Here is a 26758-nt window from a genome sequence, read left to right on the forward strand (position 1 = left end):
CCCGCTGCGCATGCACCAAGCAGAGCGACAGGAAACCGCTGAAGCGGCCTTGCCGGGGCCGCGTCTTCCACTGCTGCCCGATGCCGGGCCGGATCACGTCATCGCCTGGCGCGATGGGCGCAGTGTCACGACGGTACAGTTTCTGTGCGATGTGCAACGCCTCGTGCCGCTGCTGCCGGATGCCACGCATATCCTCAACGATTGCCATGACCGCTATCGTTTTCTGGTGTCGCTGTGCGCCATCATGGTTGCGGGCAAGATCAATCTGCTGCCATCCACGCGCACGCCGGAAACCATCCGGCAACTGCAAACCTTCGCACCCGATGCGCATTGCCTGACCGATCAGGCGACCTGCGCGATCGCGTTGCCGCAGACACCGTTTCCCTCTGCATTGCAATTTACCGAAGTCGCAGCAGATGCCGCTTTCGTCATCCCACAACTGGCTGAACAACAAGTGGTTGCCTACGTCTTCACTTCCGGCTCGACCGGGTTGCCGGTCGCGCATCGCAAGACCTGGGGTGCACTGGTACGCAACGTGCGCGCGGAAGCGCAACAGCTGGGCCTGCAAGCAGGCACGTCGTGCACCATCGTCGGCACCGTACCGCCACAGCACATGTACGGCTTCGAATCGACCGTCTTGATGCCGCTGGCGAACGGTTTTGCACTGGCGAGTTCGCCCTGGTTCTATCCGGCTGACATTTGCAACACCCTGCAACAGGTACCGGGACCGCATGTCCTGGTGACCACGCCGGTGCATCTGCGCCAGCTGGTCGGCATGCAAGCGGCCTTGCCGCAAGTGCGACTGATCGTTTCGGCCACCGCGCCGCTGGCGCCGCAACTCGCACAACAGTCGGAACAGGTATTCGGCGCGCCGCTGTCTGAAATCTACGGCAGTACCGAAACCGGCCAGATCGCGACGCGACGACCGACGGTATCGCAAGAGTGGTCATTGTTCCCGGCGATTCGCATGCAGCGTCACGCAGACGACACCAGCGATCAGCGCATGTGGATCAGCGGCGGCCATGTCGAAATCCCGATGCCAATGAACGATGCGATCGAACCGACCGGCGAAGGTCGTTTTCTCATGCATGGTCGCATGGCCGACATGATCAATATCGCCGGCAAGCGCAGTTCACTGGCCTACCTGAATCATCATCTGAATGCGATTCCCGGCGTCGAAGACGGTGCGTTCTACATGCCACCGGAAAAGACGTCGGGCGAAGTCACACGCTTGCGCGCCTTCGTCGTTGCGCCAAATCTGGATGTGAAAGACATTGTCGCCATCCTGCGCGACAAGCTCGACCCTGCCTTCATGCCGCGACCGCTGATCAAGGTTGCGGCACTGCCGCGCAACGCGACCGGCAAACTGCCGCAGGCGGCACTGGCCGAACTGGCCGAATCGCTTTCCGCCCATCCACCCGAGGCTTCCTGATGCAAACGCTGGCTCTGCATATTCCCGCCGATCATCCTTCGTTCGCCGGCCACTTTCCCGGCATGCCGATCACGCCCGGTGTGGTGCTGCTCGATCTGGCGCTAAACGCTATCGCCACCCATCTGCAACGCGAGTTGACGACATGCCGGCTCAATAGCGTCAAGTTCCTGCGCCCGGTCATGCCGGATACCGCGCTGGTCATCCATTACGAAACCAATACTGCCGGCAATATCCAGTTCGACATCAAGGATGCCGAACATGTCGCCGTCTCGGGAGTCTTTCATGCATGAAACGCGTTTCCCCCTCCGTCTGAAATCGCTGATGCAGCGTGTTGCCTGCGCCACGGCACTCGGCTGCGGATTGATGCTTGGCATGCACAACGTCAACGCTGCCGACTGGAACATGGATCAGTTGATGGCCAGTCTGGCGCAAACCAAACCGGGTAAGGTCAATTTCGTCGAGAAGAAGTACATTTCCACGCTCGACCGCCCGGTCGAATCGTCGGGCGAATTGCTCTACACCCCGCCCAACAAACTCGAAAAGCGCACGCTCAAGCCCAAGCCTGAACGCATGGTACTGGAACGCAATATGGTCACGCTCGAACGCGGCAAGCACAAGTTCGCCATTGATCTCGACGAATCGCCAGAACTGTCGGCACTGATCGAAAGCATTCGCGCCACGCTGGCCGGCGATCGTCGTTCGCTCGAACTCAACTACGTGGTGGCGCTGACCGGCACGCGCGAGCAATGGAAGCTGGCGCTGACGCCAAGCGACTTTCAGGCAAGACAAAAGGTCAAGCGCATCACACTTAGCGGCACCGCTGGTGACGTGCGCGAAGTCGAAGTGCAGCAAGCCGATGGCGATCGTTCCGTCATGAGCATCGAAAAGCCGCGTTCATGACCACACCTGCATCGCACGACGCAGCACCGCCACGCGCCTGGAAGGCGATCGGTATCTGGCTGATCCTGCTGCTGATCGGCGTCGGCGTTCTGTTCCGCGCCAACTTTACTGCCGACATGTCGGCCTTCCTGCCCAAGGACCCAACGCAGGAACAGAAGCTGCTCGTCGAGCAACTGCGCGACGGCATGATCTCGCGCATGATCCTGCTGGGGATTGACGGTGCCGACACGCCGACACACGCTGCCTTGTCGAAGGCGCTTGCAAAGAGAATGCGCAGCAATGACGAGTTCATCTCTGTCAACAATGGCGAACCCGTCAATCAGGAAAAAGATCGCGCCTACCTGTTCAATAATCGCTACCTGCTCAGCCCGAGCGTAACGCCTGAACGTTTCAGCACGGCAGGCTTACATGACGCGTTCAGCGAAACCGTCGATCTGCTAGCCTCGCCCGCCGGCCTGCTGGTCAAGGACATCCTGCCGCAAGACCCGACCGGCGAAATGGCGACGCTGATTACGCAATTCAACAGCGGCCAGCAACCACGCAAGGTGCAAGGTGTGTGGGTTGCCAAAGATGGCGGACGCGCACTGATCCTCGCGCAGACACGCGCACTCGGTTCGGACACCGACGGACAGGAAGCTGCCATGCTGCACATCCGCGAAAAGTTCGAGGCAGCCAAGGCCGAAGTTGCACAGACAATGTCGCAAGCAGCCAAAGCCGATCTGCTGATGACCGGCCCCGGCGTATTCGGCGTCAATGCACGCAACACCATCAGTCATGAAGCAGGCCTGTTCGCCATCGTCAGTGCCTTGCTGATCATGACGATTCTGTTCATCGTCTATCGTTCGGGTGTCGCGGTACTGCTCGGTCTTGCGCCCGTATTGAGCGGCGTGCTGGCCGGCACCGTCGCCGTGAGCCTGGGTTTCGGTAGCGTACATGCGATTACGCTTGGCTTCGGCACCACGCTGATCGGCGAAGCCATCGATTACGCGATCTACCTGTTCATCCAGTCCGGCAGTGCGAAGAATAGTGCCGACTGGGCGAAAAAATCCTGGCCGACCATTCGTCTTGGCGTGTTGACCTCGATGGCCGGTTTTGGCGCACTGCTGTTCTCGGGCTTTCCCGGTCTGGCACAACTTGGCATGTTCACGATTGCCGGTCTCGTTTCGGCGGCCTTCGTGACACGTTACGTGTTGCCGTCGCTGTTGCCCCGCAGTTTCGTGGTGCGCGATTTGTCGCATATCGGCTTTGCCTTGCAAAAGGCGATTGCCGTGTTGCAGCGCCTGCGTTTCGTCGTATTGGGGTTTGTCATCCTCGCCTGTGCCGTGCTTTGGATCAATCGTGACAATCTGTGGCAACCCGAACTCGGCGCGCTGAGTCCGGTCAGCCAGCGCGACAAGGACCTCGACGAAAAACTGCGCAAGGATATTGGTGCACCTGACGTGCGTTATCTCGTCGTCGTCAAAGGCAAGACGCTGGAAGATGCCTTGCAGGCTTCGGAAAAAGTCGCGGTGCGTCTGGATGGTCTGGTTGAACAAGGCCAGCTCGCTGCCTTCGAAAGCCCCACGCGCTATCTGCCCAGCCAAGCCACGCAAAAGGCAAGACTGGCAAGCCTGCCTGACGCGGCCACGCTCGATCAACGCGTGAAACAAGCGGTTACCGGTTTGCCATTCCAGGCTTCGGTGCTGCAACCCTTTGTAACCGCGGTCGATACGCTGGCAGCCACCGCCAGCAAGCCCGATACCTTGCAGGCACGCCTGCTGTCGCGCAAGGATCTGACAGGCACATCGATGGCGCTGGCGACCGATTCGCTGTTGATCGAGCAACCGGACGAGACGACCGCCCTGCTGCCACTGACGGCCAACGCCGATCATGTGATTGATGCCGCACTGATGCGCAGCGAACTTGAAAAGTCCGGCGTGAAGGAAGCCTACTTCATCGACCTGAAAGTCGAAACCGACAAACTCTACAGCGGCTACATGCGTGAGGCCGTGCTGCTGGCGCTGTGCGGCCTGGCCGCGATGACGGTGTTGCTCGGCTTCAGCATTCGTTCGCTGGGCGGTCTGGCACGCGTCATGGTGCCGCTGATTACCGCCGTGCTCAGCGTCGCCGCCTTCTTCATGCTGACGGGCGAACGCATGACGATTCTGCATCTGGTTGGTCTGCTGCTGATCGTCGCCGTCGGCTCAAACTACGCGCTGTTCTTCGCGCAACCACCGACCACCGTCATCACCGATGAAGAAACCGGCGAGCCACGCACGGTCACCCAGATCAAGCCGACCACACTGGCATCATTGATCTTCGCCAACCTGACGACGGTGATCGGCTTCGGCGTACTCGGTTTTTCCAGCGTGCCCATCCTGAGCGCCATCGGCAAGACAGTCGGCATCGGCGTGATTCTGGCGCTCGTCTATTCGGCCGTGTTTTCGCGCATGCCCAACCACCCTTCTGCCCCCACTGACAAAACCAATCCATGACGACCAACGCCATTCAGAATCTGCTGAACGCTGCCTGCAACCCTTATCGTCAGGCTGGCCGCTTCGCCTGGCATTTTGCGCAAGGCAAGCTGGGCCGCGATCCCGTGTTCAAGGGCATGCTGCAGCGCGGCTTGCTTCCAAAGCGCGATGGTGGCATCCGTGTGCTCGACATCGGCTGCGGGCAAGGCTTGCTGACTTCGTGGCTGCTATCGGCACAGGCACAATATGAAAAAGGCGAGTGGCCTGCCGGCTGGTTGGCTGCGCCCGCAATTGCCAAGGTACATGGCATCGAACTGATGCCGCGCGATGTGGAACGTGCACGTGCCGCCCTGCATGCAGCAGGCGAACGTGCGACCTTCGAAGTCGGCAATATGTGTACTGTGACCTTCCCGGCATCCGATGCCGTGGTGATTCTCGACGTGCTGCATTATGTGGATTTTGCAGCGCAGGATGATGTACTGCGCCGCGTGCACGCGTGCTTGCAAGACAATGGCGTACTGCTGTTGCGCGTTGGCGATGCGGCCGGTGGCCTGCCGTTCAAGATCAGCAACTGGGTCGATAACGTGGTTACCAGCATTCGCGGTCACAAGACCTTGCCAACCTTCTGCCGCACCATTGCCGACTGGCAGCGTGATATTGCCGCCATCGGCTTCGCGGTCGAAGCCATGCCAATGCATGAAGGCACGCCGTTCGCCAATATCCTGCTGGTGTGCCGCAAGAAAGGCGGCGCATGAACATGGCATGCATCGACCGCGCATGGATGATGGCGCACATTCCGCATCAGGGCGACATGTGCCTGCTCGATCATGTGGAAAGCTGGGATGCACAATGCATGACAGCAATCGCCACCAGTCATCTCGATGTCGATCACCCACTCCGCGCGCACGACAGGCTCGGTGCCGCCAATGGCATCGAATATGCAGCGCAGGCTATGGCCGTGCACACTGCGTTGCTGGCGACATCACAGATGGGCGACACCGGTCCGACGGAACGTCCGAAGGCAGGTTTTCTCGCCAGTGTGCGCAACACCAATCTGCATGTGGCGCGCCTCGACGACCTGAATGAACCAATGCAGGTTGAAGTGACGCTCACGCACAGCGAACCCAATTGCATCCTCTACGCATTCACGCTGCGCGGACAACACACGCAAACACGCCTCCTCGATGGCCGCGCCACCGTCATCCTCGACGCCTCGCTGGTCGAACAAAAACATTCGGACAATCTGAAAGGAAACGCATCGTGAAACGTGCCTTGGTAACCGGCGGCAGCGGCGGCATTGGCAGCGCCATCTGCAAGCGTCTGGCGCAAGACGGACTGCATGTAATCGTGCATGCCAATCGCGGACAGGAAAAAGCGCAAGCCGTGTGCGATGCCATCGCGCAGGCAGGCGGCAGCGCCGAAGTCGCGGTGTTCGATATTACCGATGCCGATGCCACACGCGTGGCAGTGGAAGCGCTGAGCGCGGCGGGCGCGATCCAGATCATCGTCAACAATGCCGGCATCCATGACGATGCGGTTTTCCCTGGCATGTCGTCCGGTCAATGGCACAAGGTGATCGACGTGTCGCTGCACGGCTTCTTCAATGTCACGCAACCGCTGACGATGCCGATGATCCGCACGCGCTGGGGCCGCATCATCACGGTATCGTCCGTCGCTGCCGTGGCCGGCAATCGGGGTCAGGTCAATTATTCCGCCGCCAAGGGTGCGCTGCATTCGGCCACAAAATCCTTGTCGCTCGAACTCGCCAGCCGCGGCATCACCGTCAACGCTGTCGCACCCGGCATCATCGCAACCGACATGATCGCCGGCAGTTTCGATGAAAAAATGATCCAGAACATGGTGCCGATGAAACGCGCCGGCAAGCCCGACGAAGTCGCCGATCTGATCGCATTCCTGGCATCCGAACAGGCTGGTTATATTTCAGGGCAAGTCATTTCGATCAACGGTGGCATGATCTGAGTTCCGTGCCATCGCGGCATAAAGAAAAACTCAGCAGTTAAGGCAATACCATCCCACAAACAAAAAGCGACGCCCAATAATTGGCCGTCGCTTTTCCTTTTTAAACACTCCACTGGATACCGAAATACAAGCTGTTGCCAAGCCCCAAAATCCCGCTTGTACGCAGCCGCTGCTGCCACACCCAAATCGGATCAGAAACGGGCGTTGTCTGAGCGAAGCGAGTTTCGCCCGTTTACCGATTTGGGTGTGGCAACACCGGGAACCCCGAAGGGGCTGCGTACCGCGGTCGCCTTTCTTTGCCTACTTTTTTTGGCGAATGCAAAGAAAAACAAAAAGCGACGCCCGATAATTAGCCGTCGCTTTTTAAAGCACGTCACCAGCTACCCGCTACAGGCGATTGCCCCCCGAAAAAATCCCGCTTGTGCGCAGCCGCTGTTGCCACACCCAAATCGAATCAGGAACGGGCGTTGTCTGAGCGAAGCGAGTTTCGCCCGTTTCCCGATTTGGGTGTGGCAACAGCGGGAACCCCGAAGGGGCTGCGTACCGCGGTCGCCTTTCTTTGCCTACTTTTTTTGGCGAATGCAAAGAAAGTAGGTAGCCGCCGGGCTACCCCCGGAAAATCTCTACGAAGAACTCACCGCATCATCACAAAAAACCGAAACCACACCATCTATGGCCGCACATCTCAACGCAACAATTGCAACGAAACACAACAGCAAAACAACTAACTACTAGCCATCATCAAACCATCGATCCCGCTTCAGGATCACGAATATTCATCTTCCGCCTACGCCACGCATGCAAGGTCCGCATCGGATTGAAAATCGACGAAATGTAATAGATCCCCTTGAACGCATACAACGAAGGCCAGATCGCCTTGTTGTGGAAAATATCGCCAGCCAGCACCGACATCACCGCCGCCTTGGTCTGCAGGAAATCACGTGGATTAAGGAACAGGAAACGCATCGCCGGATTCGTTACGCGGTAGATGAACCACGAAAAAATCGACGGCCCGCGCCGCATGTGATGATCAAATCGTGCCAGCGCAGCCTGTGCTTGCTGCGGCACCTGCAGACTGGCCTTGACCGCATCCATACCGACGAAAGCACTTTGCATCGCCAGTAGCACGCCCGAGGAAAATACCGGATCGATGAACGCATAGGCATCGCCGAGCAGCATGTAGCGATCGCCGTAGCTCTTGCTGCTGGTATAGGAATAATTGCCGGTCGCATGGACTTCGCCCACCCGTACGGCGTTCTTCATGCGATCAGCCAGCTTGGGTGCCATCGCGATGGTATCCATCAGGAATTGTTCGACGCTGACCTTGCGCGATGCCAGATAATGCGGCCAGCAAACGGCACCGATACTGGTCGTGCCATCGGACAGCGGAATGAGCCAGAACCAGCCATGCTCGAACCAGAACAGGCTGATGTCGCCTTCGCGCTTGCCTTCGTAACGCTCGACACCGGTGAAATGGCTGTAGAGCGCCGAGCTGTTGTGTTTCTTGTTCTTCTGCTTGGTCTTGAATTGATTGGCAAGGAAGGTATCGCGCCCGGAAGCATCGATCACGTAATCGGCGACATAGCTTTGCATGCTGCCATCAGCTTGCTGTGCCTTGACCATCACCTGCTTGCCCGAGAAATCCACTTCGCGGACACGGCAACCTTCGCGCACATCGGCGCCCTTGTCGCGCGCATTGTTGATCAGGATGTGATCGAAATCGGCGCGTCGTACCTGGTAGGCATAGGGCATGGACTTGTCGAAGGCTTCGGCGAATTCGATATGCGTCTTCATCTCGGATTCGATCGAGTTGAATTCCACACCCCATTTGGGCATGCCAATCGCTTCGACCTGTTCACGCACGCCAAGCTTGTCGAGCAGGGGAATATTGGCAGGTAGCAGCGATTCACCGATATGAAAACGCGGATGCACGGCTTTTTCAAGCAGCGTAACCTGTATACCATCGCGCGCCAGTAAGGCCGCAGCAGTCGAGCCCGCCGGGCCACCGCCAATTACGACGACCTGGGTACGAATAGGTGCTTTTTCGACGCCACCATCCGCAGCGGCCTGTGCATTCTGCGATGACAATGGCGCCTGTTCTGTCATGGTATCTGCGGTCAACATTACTTTTCTCCGAACGTCCTGCATGCCGGTACACCGGCGAAGGATCACATCATACGTCAGCGGCAACGCGGCAGAACATCGCGGTCAAGAAATCCCTCCCACAACGCCAGCCAAGGTTGCCAGGTGTGGCCGCCCTCGACCGTCGAGACACGCTCTGGCGGCAATACATCGCCGATCAGACGATTGCTGCCGGCGAAACGATCTTCCAGACCGTAGCCGATATACAACGGCGGCACGGTGGTCGGCGCCGTACTGTACGTCTTGATCCACGCCCAGAGTGCGCGATCGTAATCAGCGCTCGCAATATTGCCCACCGACCATCGCGCCAGGCCGGACTTGCCGATTTCGGCAATCAGACTGCGATTGCCAAGAAAAGGGGCCATCAGGAACATGCCGTCGATCATTTCACCATGCTGTTTCGAATACAGCAGCGAGCCATAACCGCCCAGCGAAATGCCGACCAGCCAGATGTGGCGATAGCCCTTTTCCCGCGCCGGCATGACGATGTCCTGATGCAGTCGTTCGACCACCAGTGCCGAACTGTAATAACCGACATGCGTGTCGGCCATGACGACATCGGCAGCTATCTGTCTTTCGCGCAAGTCAGCAACAAAGCCATGCCGCACAAAATCGGCCGGCGTATCATATGCACCTGGCAGCATGACCACGAGCGTGTCGACGCCGCCTTTACAAGGCGCGCTATCCTCAATAACATCCAGCTTGCTTTTCACGATTCCGGTCGGCATACAGGCGGTCAGCAATCCACCTGATACGAGAGCGATCAGGCAGATCAGGCCAAGAGAGTGGGTAAAGTATTTCATTATACTGATGACATCCTCTCCATTACGTGGGGCACTTCACCATTCGATTGCGGTCAACATCACATCTGCTGCTTACATTACAAGAAGAACAATCCATGCTGAATGTTTCCTACGGCCCTCTTTTCAGCGATACGCTGCATGACGACATGCTGGGCGCCCTGCTATTTGCCACTGCGCGTCCGGCATCGGCCGCATCACCGCTTCTGGCGCATGTGCATATGGCACGGCTCGACGATCAGCAGTCTCTGCTATGCGAAACCCTGCGTGGCGAAAGCACCATGCGCGATGGGCAATTCGGCGACATGCACTACCGTTTCAACGATCATCTGCTGTTTGGCGTCATCGCGCTGAAAGACAACGATACAGCAGTTGAAGACAACGCGGCCTCGCCGCTGCAAGCGGCTGCACATGCGGCCTATCGACAAATTTTCAGCCTGTTGCATGCGCAGGGTTTTCCCTATGTGCTGCGCTTCTGGAATTACATGGCAGCCATCAACGCCGATACGCATGGCCTCGAACGTTACCGTCAATTCAATCTGGGACGTCAGCAAGCCTTTGCCGACAGTGGCCAAGCCATCGCCGGCAATGTGCCGGCAGCTTGTGCCTTGGGCGCTGCCGATGGTCCACTGACGATTGCCTTTCTGGCCGCACGCAGCCCCTCGGTCGCCATAGAGAATCCGCGCCAGATCAGTGCCTACGATTATCCCGAACAATACGGCCCGCGCAGCCCGCTGTTTTCACGCGCGAGCGTGGCAACACTCGGGACGCAGCGCGTGCTGTTCCTATCCGGTACAGCCAGCATCGTCGGACATGAAACACTGCACGCCGATGATATCGCCGCGCAAACCGCCGAATCGGTCGCCAACATCGCCGCAGTCCTCGCAGAGGCCCGCCGCAAGACCGGCGCCAGTTGTCAGTTGGCGGATCTCGATTACATCGTCTATATCCGTCACGCCGAACATCTGCAAGCGGTGCGCAACATCCTGCATCAGCAGATCGGTCCCGACATCAAGGCAGCCTTCGTGCAAGCCGATATCTGCCGTGCCGATCTGCTGGTCGAAATAGAAGGCTCGGCGATTCTTTCTTGAGCCACGCCTAATAAAAAGGCCGTCCAACTTGGGTTGGACGGCCTTTTCTCATGACAAGCGCGCTTACTTGAAACCGCGTTCGCTCTTGTCGTGCTCAATGATGGTCAAGCCGCTGTTGTCGTGCACGCCAATGGCGTAGGCACCAGCACCGCCAGAAAACGTCAAGCGTCCCACACCCTTGTAATAGAAGACGGTTTCATAACGGCCCGAACCGAAATAGAACGGAATCCATGCCTTGCCCGTAATGTAGGAGCTGGTATCTGTCGGCTGGCCAGCGATACTGATCACTTCATTGAAGCCCATGCCGATCTTCAAGTTGGTGAATTTGCTTTTGGGCGCTGGCGTGCCGATGATCTGGCCCGTCCAGTCATTGATGCCTTTGACTTCCTGTGGTTTGCCATTCGACGCATCGGCTGTCGCTGGCTTAGTGGCCGTTACAGAAGCGGCCGCTGCGGCTGCCGCGTCTCTCTCTGCCGCCTTCTTGTCAGCGGCATCCTTGCGCGCCTGCTCTTTCGCACTGAGCTTCTTCGCCGGTTTCGTCGGCTTAGCAGGTGTGGTTGGTGCCGCTACCGGTGCAGGCGCCGCAGCAGGTTTGGTTTCTGCGGCGGGGGCAGGCGCCTCTTCCTTCTTCTGCATGCTTTCGCAGCCGGCCAGCAAGGCGACGCTTACGGCAAGTCCAATCAGTTTATTCATTGTTCTCTCCCTTGGTTGACGATCGTTCCGATTCTTTTCAGGCGACAGCAGGCGTGAACGCTACCTGCAGGCTGCGCCCATTTACATATTCCAGTTGCGTCTGTGCATGCTTCTGCTGCGCCACGGCTTGCAGCAACGGCAAACCGCGCGCAGCTGGAATGCCCAGACGTACCTGTTCCAGTGCGGCATTGTTCATGGCGGTCTGTGGCGCATCGCCCAGTTGCAGCGACAGCGCACCCTGCTGACCCGCAACCGGCTGCGGCGTCAGCAACAATGCCACCGAACACTGATCGAGGATGGGACGCGTGCTGTGCAGGGGTTCGGGATACGGCGTGTCATAGACAACGTACAGCACAGGTCGCTGCTCGGTCGTGCACTGCACGGCCGATTCCAGCAAGCCCACGGCAAAACCGCCATCGTAGGCGCACAGGCTGGTGGACGGCAGCATGGCGCCGGCGGCGATGCCCCAGTATCCCGATGGCGCGTTGTGTACGGAATTATGGAAGCGGGTCGGCGAAATCATGCGATCGCTGCCGGCCAATGCTTCGCAGATCAGGTGGCAGTTTTCCCCATCGCCACCCGAAGAACAGAATACCGTCGTCATCGTGGCCGGATCGATACCGGCATTGTGCAATGCTTCCATGCCCGTTGCCAACGCCAGCTTGACGCCGGCACCGGTACGACGTCGTTCGGCGGGCGGCAGCACGTTCAAGGCCGGCACCACGGTCGGTACAACCTGGTAATCGACATCGGGTTGCAGCAACGCGCGCCACCCTTCCCAGTTGCCTGCGCCCGGGCCGACCATGCCGATGGCTTGCAAATACACGTGAACGCTCATCGCACGACTCCCAGTACCAGACTGCAGTTCGAGCCACCAAAGCCGAACGAATTGTTGAGGGCGTAATCGATGTGGGCCGGACGATTTTCAAGCAGATAATCGACATCCAGACCCGCATCGAGTGCCTTGGTATTGATGCCCGCCGGCAGCATATCGTGCGTCATGGCCATTGCGCAGATTACGGCTTCGACACCACCTGCCGCGCCCAGGGTGTGCCCGGTCGCCCCCTTGGTCGAACTACACGCGGTGCGATTGCCAAACACGGCATGCACGGCCTTGCCTTCGGCAGCGTCGTTGCTTGGCGTCGCGGTACCGTGCAGATTGATGTAGCCGATGCGCTCGGGCGTCAACCCTGCAGTCGCCAACGCGGCTTTCATCGCCATCTGCGCCCCCATGCCTTCGGGATGCGGCGACGACATGTGATGCGCATCGCTGGATTCGCCCACACCACAAAGCAGCACGGTGCCCGGTGCTGCCTGTCCCTCGACTTTTTCCAGTAAGGCGAATGCCGCCCCCTCGCCGATCGAAATGCCCTGCCTTCCCTGCCCGTACGGCTGTGCCGGTTCAGGCGACAGTAATTGCAGCGAATTGAAACCGTAGAGCGTGGTCAGGCACAGCGTATCGACACCGCCGACCACAGCCGCATCGATGATGCCGGCCTCGATCATGCGCGCGGCATTGCCGAATACCTTTGCACTCGATGAACACGCGGAAGAAACCGTCAGTGCCGGACCGCGCAAACCGAGGAAAGCAGCGACGAAAGCGGCCACCGAATAGGTGTTGTGGGTTTCGGCATAACGAAAATCGTCCGGCAACGCGCCCGGCTTGCCTTCTGCATTCATCTCGCGACGACGATAGGCCAGTTCCGTTTGCAGGATGCCCGAAGTGCTCGTGCCGAGAAAAAGGCCGATGCGATCGGCACCGTATTTGGCGATAGCTGCCTGCACACCATCGATAAAGCCATCCTGCTGCAAGGCAAGTTGTGCCAGGCGATTGTTGCGGCAATCGAAATCGACCAGTGCCGCGCGCAAGGCGACATCATCGACGCCAGGCACTTCGCCAATCCAGGTCGGCAAATCGATGGTTTCGAAATCGCAGGGCTTGAGGTTTCCGTGCTGGGCAGCGAGTTCCTGCCAGTTGGCTTCCCGGCCTAGGCCGAGACAGGTACTCAGGGTGTAATGCGTGAGAGCGAGTGGTTGCATTCGGTTCAACCGATTCCAGGTGAGAACGGCAAATTAAAGATAACTGCGCGCTAGGCACGCAAACCCTGTTCCAACGTAACGCAGGCGAGTTGCTGTTGCCGCAGCGCCGTATGCACGCGCGGCAATACATCGAGAATCACCGGCTGTCCGTGACTACCCCGCGCAGCATTGCCGTCGTGCAGCAGCAGGATGTCACCGGCCCGCGCATCGCGCAGCAAACGTTGCGTGATCAGATCGGCATCTGCCGTGCGCGTATCGAAACCGCGTCGTGTCCAGCTCACCAGTTGCAGATCGAGACCATGCAGCACCGGATCGAGAAACGGATTGCGCAATCCCGCCGGTGCGCGGAAGTAGCGCGGCATTCTGCCGGTCACCTCCGCAATGACCTGTTGCGCCTGGACAAGTTCCTTGCGCAAGCCGCGTACGCCCAGCAAGGAAAAATAATGCCGGTGCTGCATGCTATGGTTTTCGATATGGTGCCCCGCCTCGACGATGCGACGTGCGAGTTCCGGATGCGCGGCAACCTTGCTGGCGATACAGAAGAACGTGGCTTTTGCACCATGCTCGGCCAGCACATCCAGCACGCGTGGCGTGACGTCAGGGTCGGGGCCATCGTCGATCGTGATCGCGATTTCGGCACGCGTACCCGGCAAGCGCAGCACATTCGGCCCCAGTAGTACGCTGCGCGGCCACAAACCGATTGCCGTGATCGCAGCATGGTTGGCGACCACGCTTGCCAGACTCCAGCCCAGCGTGGCCGGCCAGGCAATCGCCGATACGGCCGCGCCGGCATGCAACACTGCCGAGGCTTTGAGAAAGCCGCTCGGCTGCCATTTGCGCGCTGACGGTTGGGGCATGCTCACACCGCCTCCACCGGCATTGCGCGCGGGCTCGACGCCTGTTCGTATGCCTTGTTTGAAAACAGCTCCGGTACGCCTATCGAAGGGGTGACCGCCAGCACGGCATCGTCCAGCAAGGCACGCAGATCGCGGCAGGTATCGCTGTCCGCCAGCACCGGATGTTCGCTGCACGCACGATCGATGAAGGCCTTGACCAGATGCTGCAGCAAGGCCAGGTTGTCATCCATGCGTTGCATGAACTGGGCATCGCTGTCGAGCGGATCCTTGAGACGACGATTGAGTTCGGCAAACCAGTCGATCGCCGTTTGATCCAGTAGCTGCGGCGGATTACGTCGTGCGCTGTAGCCACTCCACGCACGGAAAAAAGCCTGCACGGCGATATTGACCTGCTGCATGTGCATCAGACGCTTTTGCAGTCGCCCCATCATCACCAGATCGGTCAGGCGATTCTGGAAAAACAACTGGCACATCACACCCCAGTAATACGCATAGTCCCAGGTCACCTTGTGCGGCAGCACTTCGGGATCACCAAACAGTGGATACTGATTCAGATAGACAGGCAACATCGACTCGTAGAGCGAGAAGTAAATCTTCTGGAAGTAATCAGCGACCATGACGACCGCGCCCCGCTCGCGGTCATGCGCGATCAGTTCGCAGATATTGGTATTGCCAATGGCGATGAAATCGCTACCCGGCGAATAAAAGGGATCGAGGAACAGCCCCGCTTCACCCGTCAGCGCCCAGCGTCGCTCGCCGCAATACATTTGCTTGCAGCCATAGGAAAAATGCTTGAAGAAGGCAAAGTCCTGCAACTTGTCGCGCCGTGTATCAAGATGCGCAAACAGGCGCGGCTGGTATTTCTGCAACCAGTCCATCGCCTTGTCGAAGCTATTCATCTTCTCGACCGGGTGCAGCGCAGGATCGGCGACGATGCCAACCGAATGCGAGCCCGAAGCCAGCGGAATCAGCCAGACCCAGTAGCCCTCGCCCACCAGATGGCTGGTCGAACGCCAGCGATCCGGCGGCTGGCAGGCATTGATCCAGCCGCCATCCGCCGACCAATCGTTCATGTTGATATGTTCGCCAATTCGGAACCAGACCGCACCGGCACGATGCGGATTGTCCTGCGCCAGATCGAGCTTGCGCTTGATGAGTCCGGCACGCCCAGAAGCATCGACCAGCCAGCGACTGCCGACTTCCACGGTCTGCTCACCCGCCTCATAGGTGATGCGATGCGATTCGTTTTTCTCGCCGATATCGAAACGACGAATCACCGCCGCATCGACAAACGTCACGCCTGCCGCCTGTGCCATCTCTGCCAGACGGTTTTCGAAGATACCGCGATCGATTTGATACGACGACGTCGGCAACACCTTGCTGCCGCCGAGTTCGGTCACGCCGTCGAGATCCTCGCGACCTTCGGAAAAGAAAAAGCGGAAACCGAATTTCTTGATCTGCTCCTGTTCGAGATGCGGCTTGAGGCCCAGCACCGTATCGAAATAATGCGCCGCAATCTCGACCGAGGATTCGCCCACCTTGTGCGCGGCAAGCGGCACCGGATGCGGGCGACGCTCGATCACCAGAATCGACAGATCGGCAAACCGCTGGCGCAATTGCAGCGACAGCGTGAGACCGGCCAGGCCTCCGCCCATGATGACGACGTCATACTGCACGGATGTGGCGGTCTCATTGCTCATGCATTCCCCTGCCAAAAGTCGTAGAAATTGAACCAGTTATACGGCGACTGCCGTGCGAAATGTTCGAGCCGCGCGACATACGCCTGCATCGCCGCCATGACCTGCTCTTCACTGTTGCGACACGAACCATCTGCGGCATCGGAAAAATCGGCAATGCGCTCGATATGAATGTCGTAACGATTACCGCCCAGATACACACCCATCATCAAAAATACCGGCCGCCGCATCATTGCCGCCATGCGGAACGGTCCCATCGCAAACGGCGCCGGCGCACCAAGGAATGGCAACGTTGCCGTTTTCTCGCTACCGATCGAACGGTCAGCCAAAATCCCAACCAGCGCACCTTCGGCCAGACGATCCTTGACCGTCAGCATGGCGGACAAATTGCCAAGCGGCACAATCTCCTGCTGGGCAGCCGGATTGATAGCCGTCATCAAAGCACTGATCTTGCGCGCATTCTCCTCAAACATCAGCAACACGAGTTTCAGTTCATCACACTGACGTGACACCATGCGCACGACCTCAAAGCTGCCCATGTGCGCTCCCATGAGAAAGACGCCTTTTTCACGCGCAGGGATATCGTGCTCCATATAATGATCCGACAGCACGCGCACATCGAATTTCTCCGCGTGGCCAAGCAGGAAGTAGACACGGTCCAGCACCACAGCAGCAAACGTATACAGATGCCGAAAAATGTCGCGTCGGCGTGGCGTTCGACCCAAGACACGTGAAAGGTAGAGGCGTGAAGATGCAACCGCATCAGGTGCTGTCAGCAGATAATAGGCGATGACCGGATAGAGCAAACTGCGCGAGAAACGCCGGCCAAAGGTCGTGGCAATCCATACCATGATCTTGAGCCCGACCAGACAGCCGCGCTCTTTCTTGCTGGTCCAATCTTCAGCAGCACCGGCATGGGACTGACTGGATGACTCGGATGTCTTTGCACTGGAAGAATCGGCGTGCATGTTTTTCAAACCTTGTTTCTGTTGTTCAGGTACGCCATCACGCTCTCGCGTATGGTCGCATGCTGAAAACCCGGATTACAACGGCGGCGACAAGCATACTCAATCGCGAACATGGCAATAATCATCGGCCAGTTGAGAATGTTCGCGAACACCGACCACGTTTCAATTGACGCAAGGGAAAAAATCAGTAGCGATACAACGACTTGCAACGCAAAAAAGATCGCCCATGCAATCGTGACCTTGCGCGTATAGCGCGCCACACTGTCCGGCATATCCGGATGAATCGTACGCGCGATCGTCGTGATGATCGGTGTCCTGCCACCGTACAGCGTCTGCAGGAAGAACCAGCACAGCATGGTATTGGCGGTAATGTGCTGGATGAGGTAGATCCAATCGAGCTGGGTTAGAAGCGTGGTCCAGAAATCCCGGGCTGCCCAGATACAGGCAGCGGCAACAGCCATGCCGGCCAACCAACCGCCACCAATGCCGAGGACCGGCTTGATGGCCATGAATGCCCCCCAGCAGAGGAAGGCGGCGATAGGCACGATCAGCATCAATACGGCGAGTTGCCGCCAAATGCTGAAGGCATCCTCGATCACAAGCGCAGCATGGCTCAGCGCCACGTAGGCACTGATACCAATGATGGTCAGAACGAGTTTAAGTGCGGACATGAAGCCGGTTCTCTACGGAAAGTAAGCCCGACGCCAGGTCGGGCCAGTAACGAGCGCGCAGTATAAAGGAAACGCCCGTTTTGAAACGTAAGCATTTGTCAGGAGAGACCGAGCTTGCGCAGAATCAAGATCGGCAATCGAATCATGCTACCCAATACCAGACGCGTGTACATTCCCGCCAGCAACTTGTTATCGCGCCAGTAATTGAAATGCGAAACGCCGCCTTCGGATTCGCTCAGATAACGCACCTTGCACGGCACATTGATGGGACGTACGCCGCGCCAACTCAACCGTACCACAGCCTCCGGATCGAAATCGAAACGCCGCATCCAGGGATTGCGACGCATGACCTCTGCCAGCGGTCGCGCCGGGTAGACGCGAAAGCCAAAAAGCGAATCGCCGATGCCACCGCCTGCCGTCACGATGTTTGCCAAGCCATTCGATACCTTGCGTCCATTGACACGAATACGCGGTGCACTGGCATCAAATACCGGCACGCCCAGCACCATCGCCGCTGGATCGGCCTGCGATTGCTGCATGAAAGAGGGAATCATGGAAGCATCATGCTGACCGTCAGAATCCATCGTCAGCACATGGGTATAGCCGCTTTGCAGAGCCTGTTCGACCCCGTGCAGGACAGCAGCACCCTTGCCCAGGTTTTGCGGCAGCACGATCACGCGCAAACCGTCATCTTGGGCTGCCATGCACTGCAACTGTTCTGCCGAACCGTCGGTACTGCCATCCACCACCACCCAGACTGGCGCCCATTGCGCCCGTGCGGCAGCGACGGTGGCGTAGACGGCAGGGCCAGGGTTATAACTGGGGATGAGAACGAGATGAGTAGAAGATGCTTGCATTCTTATGGTTGTTTTACCGTCGGATCGTCAGTTACAACATCGATCTCTTCGGCAGTCTCCTGGGCGACAGGTGCGCGGCGCGTGCCAAGCTCCTGTTCGTAATAATCCTTCAATTCGGCAATGAACAACTTGCTGTCTTCCACCTGCGTAAACCGCTTGCCGGCGCGCACGCGAATGCGTACCGGAAATGCTGGCGCTTTCCAGAAAGGCCAGCCCTTGCCGAGAAAGCCTGAATCCGATTCGATGAAAATGGTTTGCACCGGGCAACCCGTCTTGCGCGCAATCAGGCCAACCGTTCCCTGGAAAGGATTGAGCCGCTTACGCAAACTGCGCGTGCCTTCGGGAAACAGCAGCAACTGGCTACCGACTTCCTTCAACTCGCGCTCCGCGTCACTGACGATGGTGCGAATCGAGTCGTTGGGAATGTAGCCCGCCATACCGGCACCATGCCCGAACATCGGATTGCGCAAGACCTGCGCCTTCATGATGCAAACCACATTCGGCAAGCGCGAAATGATCAGGAGCGCATCAAACAGTGAAGGATGGTTCGATGTCAGGATCAGTCCGGGTTCGCCTTGCAGACGATCGATATCGGTCAGATCGAGTTCAAAGACGCCCAGATAATGCAGCGACGTGAAATAACGGCGGTAACCGACAGTAATGGCACGTCGCACATAAGCCTGGCGATCTTCGGGCTTCATGAACTGCGAACGCAATGCCAGCCACGGCGAGCCGAACAGCATCATTAGCGTGAGGCCGAGCAGGCTCAGGAAAAGGATCACCACATTGCGGACTTGCCGCAGTCCCTTGATCAGATGCTTCATAAAAACGGATAGATAAGTGTCAGTGGCGTATGCAACAGAAAATAAGCCGGAAAGAGCGCATGCCCGAAGTTTCCCAGCCCGCCGGCCTTGCCTAAGCAAGCCTCGCGATCCGTCTTCTGGTCGCAAAATTATATAGGAATGCCTACACGCCACTGCGGCTTATCGCACACAGCAGTTCGCATTCCTACAACAATTCTTGAGACGGATTGACAAGCAGAAAATAACCAATTCACGGCTCTACCATGGCGCCATGCCTTTCTTTTAGAGCGCGCCGCTGAAGCCGCTAATATCTTCTCTTGCAACGCTTTGGCAAGTTTTATCGACGAGAAAAACCGGAAATAACATCCCACGCAGTCTTGCAAAATCCGGCAACGAATAGAACGGCCAACTGGCGCCATTGGCCTGTTTTCATGGTCCGGATGAAAAATAAGCCTATAATCTGCCCAGAATCCTTTTTTGTGCTTCGCAACAATGAACCATCTCAGTCAGATTCTCCCCCCCGCCAATGTTGTGCTTGACCTTGATGTCTCCAGCAAGAAACGGTCGTTCGAGCAAGTCGGCCTGATTTTCGAAAACAATTGCGGCATTGCCCGTTCCGATGTGTCGGACAACCTGTTTGCGCGTGAACGTCTGGGGTCTACCGGCCTCGGCCACGGCGTTGCCGTACCGCACGGGCGCATCAAGGGATTGAAGTCGCCACTCGCCGCTTTCGTGCGTCTGGCGCAACCGATTCCGTTCGAATCGCCAGACGGCCAGCCGGTCAGCCTAATGATCTTTCTGCTGATTCCCGATCACGTTACGCAACAGCATCTGGAAATCCTGTCGGAAGTGGCCGAAATGTTTTCTGACGAAGCATTCCGCAACGTGCTTGCCACGCTCGACGATCCGGCTGCCGTGCATGCTCGCCTGATCACGTGGCAGCCAAGCCTGCAAGGCATGGACTGATTTCCTGAACTGCGCGAGACTATCGTCTCGCCCTTTCATTCCCCGCTGTCACTCTAGACCAGCCGACACCATGCCTCTGCAGACCCCGCTCTCGATCCAGCAACTCTACGACGACAACCGCGAATCTCTGCAACTGGGTTGGTTTGCCGGCTTTCCCGGTGGCGAACGCCAGATTTCGGGCGATGCCACTTCCGCCGCCGATCAGGTCGGCCACCTGAACCTCATTCATCCCGGCCGCATTCAAGTTTTCGGCCATCAGGAAACCGAATATTACGAACGCTTGTCGCCAGGTGCGCGCGCCTACCATACGGCGGAACTGATCGCCGGGCAGCCACCCGCCGTGATCATCGCGCAAGGGCTGGAAACGCCCCCCGACATCATGGCCATTTGCGACGACAAGAACATTCCGCTGTTCTCGACGCCACTGCCAGCCGCGCAGGTAATCGACTACCTGCGCGTGTATCTATCAAAGAAACTCGCTCAACGCGTCACCATGCATGGCGTCTTCATGGACGTGCTCGGCGTTGGCGTGCTGATCACGGGCGAATCGGGCCTCGGCAAGAGCGAACTGGGCCTCGAACTGATTTCGCGTAGCCACGGGCTAGTGGCCGACGATGCGGTCGAATTCGCGCGCATTGCACCGAACATGATTGAAGGTCGTTGCCCGCCGCTGCTGCAAAATCTACTGGAAGTGCGCGGCCTCGGCCTGCTCGACATCAAGGCCATCTTTGGCGAAACCGCCGTACGCCGCAAGATGCGTCTGACGTTGATCGCCCACCTCGTACGCCGCAGCACGCTCGAAGAAAATTACGAGCGTTTGCCAGCGCCATCGCAAACCGAAGAAATCCTCGGCCTGCAAATCCGCAAGGTTGTCATTCCGGTTGAAGCCGGCCGCAACATCGCCGTGCTGCTGGAGGCGGCTGTGCGCAACACCATCCTGCATATGCGCGGCATCGACACGCTCAAGGATTTCATGATCCGCCAGCAAAAGGCGATGGAAAGCGACGAATAGTCGCCTTGATTCCTTGATCCCCTCTGGCAGTGCGGGCATCAGCACGCGATTCCCGCACTGCGGTATCATCCAGCCCATGCGCATCATTCTCATTACCGGCATCTCCGGCTCCGGCAAATCGGTGGGACTCAAGGCACTCGAAGACGCCGGCTATTTCTGCGTCGACAACCTGCCGCCAACCTTGCTGCGTTCGCTGGTAACCACCCGCATGGAAGAAGGCGGCGACAGTCTGGCCGTCTCCATGGATGCACGCAGCGCCCGTTCGCTGCAAACCCTGCCGGGCGATCTGGCATGGCTGCGCAGCGAAGGCCACGACGTCAAGGTACTGTTCCTGACTGCCAAGACCGATTCGCTCGTGGCCCGTTTTTCGGAGACCCGCCGCAGCCACCCGCTTTCGCACCGCGCAGCCATTACCGACGAAGGCGATGAACGCCGCACGCTGATGGAATGCATCACGGCGGAACGCGAAATGCTGGCCGGCATCGAGGAAATCAGTCACGTCATTGACACCTCGGGCATGCGCGCCAACAAGCTGCGCGCCTGGATCAAGAATCTGGTGGAAAGCGATCAATCGCCGCTGACGATTCTTTTCGAATCGTTCGCCTTCAAGTTCGGTGTGCCACTGGATGCCGACCTCGTGTTCGACGTCCGCACCCTGCCGAACCCGCATTACGATGAGAAATTACGCCCGCTGACGGGACGCGACCTGCCGGTACAAGAATTTTTGCTGGCACAACCCGATGCGGTGGATTTGCTGGCCGACATTCGCAGTTTCGTCGAACGCTGGCTACCGGCCTTCAAGAAAGACAACCGCGGCTATCTGACCGTCGCGATTGGCTGTACGGGCGGCCAGCATCGCTCGGTCTATTTTGCCGAAAGACTGGCAGCGCATTTCCGCACCACCGAACATGTCTTGCTGCGGCATCGCGAACTTGACTGAACAGGTCGCACGCAAGCACTACTGGCCCGACACCCTTCCGGCGCATCGGTTTTTGTCTCTTCCCGCTTTTGCATCATGACCGACCGCACCGACTGGATCCCACTCTTCCCGCTCAACACCGTTCTCTTCCCCGACGGCATCCTGCCGCTCAAGATTTTTGAAACGCGTTACATGGACATGGTGCGCGATTGCATGAAGCGCGACATACCGTTCGGCATCGTGCTGATTCGCTCAGGGGAAGAAGTCGGGCAAGCCGCCGATCCCGAAGACGTGGGCTGCTTTGCGCACATCGTCAACTGGGATGCGCCGCAACTCGGCCTCTTGATGTTACGCACGAAAGGCGGCCAGCGTTTTCGCATCATCGAAACCCGCGTCTGTAGCGATCAGCATCTCGAAGCACGTGTCGAATACATCGCTCCCGATCTGCCCTCTGCCGTTACCGAGCAACATGCGTCTGCCGCCCGCGCACTGCAATTGATCGTGCAAGACATCACGGCACGCGGCAAGGAGGAACTCGGTGACGCCTTCGAAAGCCCCTTCCCCGATATGTCGCGTTTCGACGATGCGGGCTGGGTTGCGAATCGCTGGAGTGAAGTGCTGCCGATTCCGATGAAGGCACGACAACACCTGTTGGCATTATCGGATCCGCTCAAACGGCTTTCCATCGTCCAGCAATATCTGGAACAGCAGAACATCCTGTAAAACTGTCACTCAGAGGGCGCAGATGCGCGCACGATCACGACAACAAATCCCTGGTCGCAAATAAACTCAGCAACAATTTCTTGACCGGTGCTGGCAGCGGCGCATCGACCAGATCGGAAACGGGATACCAGACCTGCCCATCATCAGCAACACGCTGCGCTCGCCTTACAAGATCGATGCGATATGGCCGCACATGCAATTTGAAATGCGTGAAGCCATGTGAAAAACTGCCGAGGCGCGTAACCGCATCAATTTTGCCCAATGGCTGCACAACCCTGTCGATCTCGGCCTTGGGCATGAGGCCATCGTCTAGATCGGAAGAGGTAACAGGAAATTCGGGCAAGGACAGCAGTCCACCCCAAATGCCCAGCACCGGACGTTGTTCCAGCAGAACTGCATCTTCGTGCACGATCACCAGCATGTGCGCATGACGCTCGGGCACGGCTTTCTTCGGTTTGCGAACCGGTAGTTCGTTCGTACGACCAGTGGCATAGGCAACGCAACGATAGGCGAGCGGACAGCGACTGCAAGACGGTTTGCTTCGTGTGCAAAGTGTGGCGCCCAAATCCATCAGCCCTTGTGTATATGCTTCCACATCCGTTTCCGGCAACAGGGCTACGGCGCGTTCCCACATCGCATTTTCCACCGCCTTCTCGCCCGGAAAACGATCGATACCGAAAACGCGCGCGAAGACGCGCTTGACGTTGCCATCGAGGATGGCGGCACGCGTACCGTAGGAAAAAGCGGAAATCGCTGCCGCCGTCGAACGTCCAATGCCGGGCAAGGTTTCGAGAACTGCGGGATCGGCAGAAAACCGCCCGCCATACTCGGCCACCACGATTTGCGCACAACGATGCAGATTGCGCGCGCGCGAGTAATAGCCAAGCCCGCTCCAGTGCGCCATGACTTGTTCGGCAGGTGCAGCCGCCAGCGATTCGACCGTGGGGAAGGATTGCAGGAAACGCTGATAGTAGGGAATCACTGCCGCCACCTGCGTCTGCTGCAACATGATTTCGGACAGCCAGACACGATAGGCATCGCGCGTGTTCTGCCACGGCAGTGCATGGCGACCATGCTGTTCCTGCCAGGCGATGACCGCCTGCGAGAAATCAGCGTCGGCGGCATGATTCACTGCATCGCCAGCAGCAGAACCACGTTTTGTTTCAGGCATAGAAGAAACGACTTCCGATACAACAACACGCTTCATCTATGCCGCTACCCTATATCCCTGCAATGGTGCCAGCACGGCTTCGCGCAATGCGCTTTCAAGGCGCATCAGCGTGGCACGTTGCGTATCCATTTCCAGTTGCATCTGCTCGAACGCTGCGACCTTTTCTTCCAGGCTATCGGTCGCTTCGTGAATCTTCTCGATCGATTTGCGTCTGCGCTTCAGTTGCGCCTTGTGCTCATTGATCTGTGCTTCCAGCGGCGCCATCACCACCTTCAGCCAGGTTTCCACATCGCGGTTGGCCTGCAACAGGCATTGCCGCACGCGTGAAGCGATCGAATCGAAAAACTTTTGCATCAGCACAACCTGCGGCGTCGTCATGATCGTCGCAGCGCCGAACTGCTTCTGATAAATCTGCTCGATCATCGTGATTTCCTTGACGTACTTGTCGAGCGAGAATGGCATCGGCGTGGACAGTGCCAGTGCATGTTCGGCAGAGAATTTGCGATACATGACCGACATCATTTCACCGATCTCGTCGGTTTTTTGCGCCGACTGTTCGAGATTGGTTTGCACGTCGGCAAAGAATTCGCGTACGGCCTGCCGCAAGCCGGAAGAGAAATGGCTGCGCTCCATCGCCTGTCGCGTTGCGCGCACATTCTGCTTGAGCACATCCATGCCCAGATGACTGAAGACTTCAGCGGAAAGGCGCGCAAACACCGCACGCGTGGCCTGCAACTTGAACAGACTGCCATCGAACTCGCGCTTTTCCAGATCGATGCGCGCCATCATGTGTTCGAGGATGTTGCGGTTCTTGCCTCGCAAGCTTTTGAGCTCGACCAGTTGTTCGACCACATTGCGAGAACGCGACGCCAGCAAGGTCAGACGCGATGCCGTCAGGGCATCGATCTGCGCCTGTAACTGCCCGCGAATGATGTCCTGTCGCGCTGGAATGATCTGCGTGGAGAGCGCCGCCTCCAATGCCGGCAGGCGGCTACGTTCGAGCAGCGCATCATCGTGATTGATCTTGCCGACGAGTCCTTTTTGCGCCGACACCGGGAAAACTTGCTGCGGCGACAGTGAGAGCGTTTGCGCAACGGACGCGACTTGCGTTGCGATCTGTTTTTCGATGTCGGCCAGTGTGCTCAACTCATCCCACATGCTGTCGATCTTGTTCAGCACGACCATGCGGCCACTACCCGAATTGCCGATATGGTTGCGCCAGATATCGATGTCGCTACGCGTGACGCCGGCATCAGCGGCAAGGATGAACAACACCGCATGCGCATTCGGAATCAGGTTCAGCGTCAGTTCGGGCTCGGTACCGATGGCATTGAGGCCCGGCGTATCGATGATTACCAAACCCTGCTTGAGCAAGGGATGCGGGAAATTCACGATTGCATGCCGCCAGCGCGAAACCTCGACCATGCCATTTACATCCACGGCATGCTGCATGTCAGGATCTTCCGCATCGTACAAGCCGTAGCGGATGGCCTCGGCAACCGGCACGCGCTTGGTCAGACTGACCTGCTTGAACGCGTCGAGCATGCCATCGGCTGACGTGATGTCGAGCGGCTGCACGGTCCACACATGGCTTTGCGATTTGAAGTCGCTGGTCGATTGCGCCTCGGCACGCGTTTCGATCGGCAACAGGCGGATCGATGGTGGAAAGGTTTCGTCGTACAGCAATTCGGTCGGGCACATCGTGGTGCGTCCCGCCGAAGTCGGCAGCACACGCTGGCCATAAGAGGCAAAGAAGATGGAATTGATGAGTTCGGATTTGCCACGCGAAAATTCGGCGACAAAGGCAATCGACAACTTGTCATCGGCCAATCGTGCCATCGCCTGTTGCAAACGCTGTTCGCACTCGGCATCGGCCAGATCGCACTGCTGCACGCCATCGCGATAACGTTCGAGGGCCACGCGTACATCGTCGCGCCATTGACCGTATTCGTTGAATTTTTCTACCAGATTGCTCACTTGCACCTCGTTCGGGCAGTCATCCTGCTTGGCATTCCGTCGACACGGCGCAGGCAGGTCTGCAGCGCACGTAACCGGACACTAGCACCGGCCATCACTTTTGACAATTTGGACAATAGAAGGTCGAACGCTGCCCCTGCACGATCTGGCGAATCGGCGTGTTGCAAATCCGGCATGGTTCTCCCGTGCGGGCGTAAACGAAATAACTCTGCTGAAAATAGCCGGACTGTCCATTCACCGCGAGAAAATCCTTGAGCGTACTGCCGCCCTGCTCGATCGCTTCGGCCAGTACCTCGCGGATAACCTGCGCCAGCCGCTCGTAGCGTTCGAGGCCGATGCGATGCGCCGCCGTGCGTGGATGGATGCGCGCACGAAACAGGCTTTCCGATGCGTAGATGTTGCCGACTCCGACCACGATGTCGCCGGCCAGCAACACTTGCTTGATCGATGCGGTGCGCCCACGCGTCTGCTGATAGAGCCAGCGGCCGTCGAACAATGCTTCGAGCGGTTCCACGCCGAGCGTTCGTAATAACAGATGCTCGTTGATGTCCCCTTCTTCGCGACCATGCCAAAGTACCGCGCCAAACCGGCGCGGATCGCTCATGC

At 58.1% G+C, this 26758-nt stretch carries 26 protein-coding genes; 12 read left to right on the top strand and 14 right to left on the bottom strand.

Translation table 11 applies throughout. The features are described from left to right. Positions 1-10: 10 nt before the first annotated feature. The 7 genes from QZ725_RS03390 to fabG are packed head-to-tail and all read left to right on the top strand — an operon-like array spanning position 11 to position 6765. Positions 11-1432: an AMP-binding protein gene (locus tag QZ725_RS03390; RefSeq protein ID WP_293776256.1), complete on the top strand. Its 1422-nt coding sequence runs from the start codon at positions 11-13 to the stop codon at positions 1430-1432. Beyond that, positions 1432-1722 carry a hypothetical protein gene (locus tag QZ725_RS03395; protein ID WP_293776257.1) on the top strand — a complete coding sequence of 97 codons (291 nt, stop codon included), beginning with the start codon at positions 1432-1434 and terminating at the stop codon, positions 1720-1722. The genes QZ725_RS03390 and QZ725_RS03395 overlap by 1 nt, the downstream gene beginning before the upstream one ends. Then, entirely contained in the window at positions 1715-2332 is a 618-nt protein-coding gene (locus QZ725_RS03400) for a LolA-related protein (RefSeq protein ID WP_293776258.1), read from the top strand. The genes QZ725_RS03395 and QZ725_RS03400 overlap by 8 nt, the downstream gene beginning before the upstream one ends. Beyond that, a complete protein-coding gene (locus tag QZ725_RS03405) occupies positions 2329-4806 on the top strand; it encodes an MMPL family transporter (protein WP_293776259.1) in 2478 nt (825 codons plus the stop codon). Before QZ725_RS03400 ends, QZ725_RS03405 begins: the two co-directional genes overlap by 4 nt. Beyond that, entirely contained in the window at positions 4803-5540 is a 738-nt protein-coding gene (locus QZ725_RS03410; RefSeq protein ID WP_293776260.1) for a class I SAM-dependent methyltransferase, read from the top strand. Before QZ725_RS03405 ends, QZ725_RS03410 begins: the two co-directional genes overlap by 4 nt. After that, positions 5537-6049: a 3-hydroxylacyl-ACP dehydratase gene (locus tag QZ725_RS03415; protein ID WP_293776261.1), complete on the top strand. Its 513-nt coding sequence runs from the start codon at positions 5537-5539 to the stop codon at positions 6047-6049. Before QZ725_RS03410 ends, QZ725_RS03415 begins: the two co-directional genes overlap by 4 nt. After that, on the top strand, positions 6046-6765 hold the full coding sequence (gene fabG / locus QZ725_RS03420) for a 3-oxoacyl-ACP reductase FabG (RefSeq protein ID WP_293776262.1): 720 nt from the start codon (positions 6046-6048) through the stop codon (positions 6763-6765). The genes QZ725_RS03415 and fabG overlap by 4 nt, the downstream gene beginning before the upstream one ends. A 741-nt stretch (positions 6766-7506) precedes the next feature. Here fabG and QZ725_RS03425 read toward each other — a convergent pair. After that, positions 7507-8889: a tryptophan 7-halogenase gene (locus QZ725_RS03425; protein WP_293776264.1), complete on the bottom strand. Its 1383-nt coding sequence runs from the start codon at positions 8887-8889 to the stop codon at positions 7507-7509. A 56-nt stretch (positions 8890-8945) separates the two neighbouring features. Next, entirely contained in the window at positions 8946-9710 is a 765-nt protein-coding gene (locus tag QZ725_RS03430) for an alpha/beta hydrolase (protein ID WP_293776265.1), read from the bottom strand. 95 nt (positions 9711-9805) lie between these two features. Between QZ725_RS03430 and QZ725_RS03435 the strand changes: the two genes are divergently transcribed. Further along, complete coding sequence (locus tag QZ725_RS03435; protein WP_293776266.1) at positions 9806-10798, top strand: hypothetical protein; 993 nt, start codon at positions 9806-9808, stop codon at positions 10796-10798. 63 nt (positions 10799-10861) lie between these two features. Here the strand turns inward: QZ725_RS03435 and QZ725_RS03440 are convergent, their stop codons facing one another. The 9 genes from QZ725_RS03440 to QZ725_RS03480 form a co-directional block, all read right to left on the bottom strand. Then, positions 10862-11491, bottom strand: a complete 630-nt coding sequence (locus QZ725_RS03440; RefSeq protein WP_293776267.1) for a hypothetical protein — start codon at positions 11489-11491, stop codon at positions 10862-10864. Positions 11492-11528: 37 nt separating this feature from the next. Next, complete coding sequence (locus tag QZ725_RS03445; RefSeq protein ID WP_293776268.1) at positions 11529-12329, bottom strand: beta-ketoacyl synthase chain length factor; 801 nt, start codon at positions 12327-12329, stop codon at positions 11529-11531. Further along, entirely contained in the window at positions 12326-13531 is a 1206-nt protein-coding gene (locus tag QZ725_RS03450) for a beta-ketoacyl-[acyl-carrier-protein] synthase family protein (RefSeq protein ID WP_293776269.1), read from the bottom strand. The genes QZ725_RS03445 and QZ725_RS03450 overlap by 4 nt, the downstream gene beginning before the upstream one ends. 50 nt (positions 13532-13581) lie before the next feature. After that, positions 13582-14388: a polysaccharide deacetylase family protein gene (locus tag QZ725_RS03455; protein ID WP_293776270.1), complete on the bottom strand. Its 807-nt coding sequence runs from the start codon at positions 14386-14388 to the stop codon at positions 13582-13584. A gap of 2 nt (positions 14389-14390) precedes the next feature. Continuing rightward, complete coding sequence (locus QZ725_RS03460; protein WP_293776271.1) at positions 14391-16088, bottom strand: tryptophan 7-halogenase; 1698 nt, start codon at positions 16086-16088, stop codon at positions 14391-14393. Continuing rightward, entirely contained in the window at positions 16085-17053 is a 969-nt protein-coding gene (locus tag QZ725_RS03465; RefSeq protein WP_293776273.1) for an acyl-CoA synthetase, read from the bottom strand. Before QZ725_RS03465 ends, QZ725_RS03460 begins: the two co-directional genes overlap by 4 nt. A gap of 5 nt (positions 17054-17058) precedes the next feature. After that, positions 17059-17724 (bottom strand): hypothetical protein, encoded by a 666-nt coding sequence (locus QZ725_RS03470; RefSeq protein WP_293776275.1) that lies wholly within the window; start codon positions 17722-17724, stop codon positions 17059-17061. A 98-nt stretch (positions 17725-17822) separates the two neighbouring features. Continuing rightward, entirely contained in the window at positions 17823-18581 is a 759-nt protein-coding gene (locus tag QZ725_RS03475) for a glycosyltransferase family 2 protein (RefSeq protein ID WP_293776276.1), read from the bottom strand. A gap of 2 nt (positions 18582-18583) precedes the next feature. Continuing rightward, entirely contained in the window at positions 18584-19405 is an 822-nt protein-coding gene (locus QZ725_RS03480) for a lysophospholipid acyltransferase family protein (RefSeq protein ID WP_293776277.1), read from the bottom strand. A gap of 471 nt (positions 19406-19876) precedes the next feature. On the opposite strand from QZ725_RS03480, the gene QZ725_RS03485 reads away from it, so the two are divergent. From QZ725_RS03485 to QZ725_RS03500, 4 genes are all read left to right on the top strand, one after another. Next, positions 19877-20350 carry a PTS sugar transporter subunit IIA gene (locus QZ725_RS03485; RefSeq protein ID WP_293776279.1) on the top strand — a complete coding sequence of 158 codons (474 nt, stop codon included), beginning with the start codon at positions 19877-19879 and terminating at the stop codon, positions 20348-20350. 70 nt (positions 20351-20420) lie between these two features. After that, positions 20421-21362, top strand: a complete 942-nt coding sequence (gene hprK / locus QZ725_RS03490; protein ID WP_293776280.1) for an HPr(Ser) kinase/phosphatase — start codon at positions 20421-20423, stop codon at positions 21360-21362. A gap of 76 nt (positions 21363-21438) precedes the next feature. Beyond that, a complete protein-coding gene (gene rapZ / locus QZ725_RS03495) occupies positions 21439-22302 on the top strand; it encodes an RNase adapter RapZ (RefSeq protein ID WP_293776282.1) in 864 nt (287 codons plus the stop codon). A 75-nt stretch (positions 22303-22377) separates the two neighbouring features. Further along, positions 22378-23004: an LON peptidase substrate-binding domain-containing protein gene (locus QZ725_RS03500; protein WP_293776284.1), complete on the top strand. Its 627-nt coding sequence runs from the start codon at positions 22378-22380 to the stop codon at positions 23002-23004. 34 nt (positions 23005-23038) lie between these two features. On the opposite strand, the gene mutY is transcribed toward QZ725_RS03500, so the two are convergent. From mutY to mutM, 3 genes are all read right to left on the bottom strand, one after another. Further along, positions 23039-24175, bottom strand: coding sequence for an A/G-specific adenine glycosylase (gene mutY / locus QZ725_RS03505; RefSeq protein WP_293776286.1), 1137 nt, complete (start codon positions 24173-24175; stop codon positions 23039-23041). A gap of 36 nt (positions 24176-24211) precedes the next feature. Then, on the bottom strand, positions 24212-26152 hold the full coding sequence (locus tag QZ725_RS03510; protein ID WP_293776287.1) for a dynamin family protein: 1941 nt from the start codon (positions 26150-26152) through the stop codon (positions 24212-24214). A gap of 94 nt (positions 26153-26246) precedes the next feature. After that, on the bottom strand, positions 26247-26758 hold a 512-nt coding region (mutM, locus tag QZ725_RS03515), incomplete at its 5' end, for a bifunctional DNA-formamidopyrimidine glycosylase/DNA-(apurinic or apyrimidinic site) lyase (RefSeq protein WP_293776288.1).

Origin of the sequence: uncultured Oxalicibacterium sp., assembly GCF_913776015.1 — a bacterium.
Taxonomy (GTDB): Bacteria; Pseudomonadota; Gammaproteobacteria; order Burkholderiales; family Burkholderiaceae_D; genus Oxalicibacterium.

What these genes read in the sequence shown, in the direction of transcription:
- QZ725_RS03390 (WP_293776256.1), top strand. Translation starts at nt 11, where the DNA reads ATGCACCAAGCAGAGCGACAGGAAACCGCTGAAGCGGCCTTGCCGGGG.
- QZ725_RS03500 (WP_293776284.1), top strand. Translation starts at nt 22,378, where the DNA reads ATGACCGACCGCACCGACTGGATCCCACTCTTCCCGCTCAACACCGTT.
- QZ725_RS03475 (WP_293776276.1), bottom strand. Translation starts at nt 18,581, where the DNA reads ATGCAAGCATCTTCTACTCATCTCGTTCTCATCCCCAGTTATAACCCT.
- QZ725_RS03470 (WP_293776275.1), bottom strand. Translation starts at nt 17,724, where the DNA reads ATGTCCGCACTTAAACTCGTTCTGACCATCATTGGTATCAGTGCCTAC.
- mutY (WP_293776286.1), bottom strand. Translation starts at nt 24,175, where the DNA reads ATGCCTGAAACAAAACGTGGTTCTGCTGCTGGCGATGCAGTGAATCAT.
- hprK (WP_293776280.1), top strand. Translation starts at nt 20,421, where the DNA reads ATGCCTCTGCAGACCCCGCTCTCGATCCAGCAACTCTACGACGACAAC.
- QZ725_RS03410 (WP_293776260.1), top strand. Translation starts at nt 4,803, where the DNA reads ATGACGACCAACGCCATTCAGAATCTGCTGAACGCTGCCTGCAACCCT.
- QZ725_RS03480 (WP_293776277.1), bottom strand. Translation starts at nt 19,405, where the DNA reads ATGAAGCATCTGATCAAGGGACTGCGGCAAGTCCGCAATGTGGTGATC.
- QZ725_RS03440 (WP_293776267.1), bottom strand. Translation starts at nt 11,491, where the DNA reads ATGAATAAACTGATTGGACTTGCCGTAAGCGTCGCCTTGCTGGCCGGC.
- QZ725_RS03395 (WP_293776257.1), top strand. Translation starts at nt 1,432, where the DNA reads ATGCAAACGCTGGCTCTGCATATTCCCGCCGATCATCCTTCGTTCGCC.
- QZ725_RS03465 (WP_293776273.1), bottom strand. Translation starts at nt 17,053, where the DNA reads ATGCACGCCGATTCTTCCAGTGCAAAGACATCCGAGTCATCCAGTCAG.
- QZ725_RS03400 (WP_293776258.1), top strand. Translation starts at nt 1,715, where the DNA reads ATGCATGAAACGCGTTTCCCCCTCCGTCTGAAATCGCTGATGCAGCGT.
- QZ725_RS03460 (WP_293776271.1), bottom strand. Translation starts at nt 16,088, where the DNA reads ATGAGCAATGAGACCGCCACATCCGTGCAGTATGACGTCGTCATCATG.
- QZ725_RS03405 (WP_293776259.1), top strand. Translation starts at nt 2,329, where the DNA reads ATGACCACACCTGCATCGCACGACGCAGCACCGCCACGCGCCTGGAAG.
- QZ725_RS03425 (WP_293776264.1), bottom strand. Translation starts at nt 8,889, where the DNA reads ATGTTGACCGCAGATACCATGACAGAACAGGCGCCATTGTCATCGCAG.
- QZ725_RS03435 (WP_293776266.1), top strand. Translation starts at nt 9,806, where the DNA reads ATGCTGAATGTTTCCTACGGCCCTCTTTTCAGCGATACGCTGCATGAC.
- QZ725_RS03455 (WP_293776270.1), bottom strand. Translation starts at nt 14,388, where the DNA reads ATGCCCCAACCGTCAGCGCGCAAATGGCAGCCGAGCGGCTTTCTCAAA.
- QZ725_RS03485 (WP_293776279.1), top strand. Translation starts at nt 19,877, where the DNA reads ATGAACCATCTCAGTCAGATTCTCCCCCCCGCCAATGTTGTGCTTGAC.
- QZ725_RS03430 (WP_293776265.1), bottom strand. Translation starts at nt 9,710, where the DNA reads ATGAAATACTTTACCCACTCTCTTGGCCTGATCTGCCTGATCGCTCTC.
- QZ725_RS03415 (WP_293776261.1), top strand. Translation starts at nt 5,537, where the DNA reads ATGAACATGGCATGCATCGACCGCGCATGGATGATGGCGCACATTCCG.
- QZ725_RS03450 (WP_293776269.1), bottom strand. Translation starts at nt 13,531, where the DNA reads ATGCAACCACTCGCTCTCACGCATTACACCCTGAGTACCTGTCTCGGC.
- QZ725_RS03445 (WP_293776268.1), bottom strand. Translation starts at nt 12,329, where the DNA reads ATGAGCGTTCACGTGTATTTGCAAGCCATCGGCATGGTCGGCCCGGGC.
- rapZ (WP_293776282.1), top strand. Translation starts at nt 21,439, where the DNA reads ATGCGCATCATTCTCATTACCGGCATCTCCGGCTCCGGCAAATCGGTG.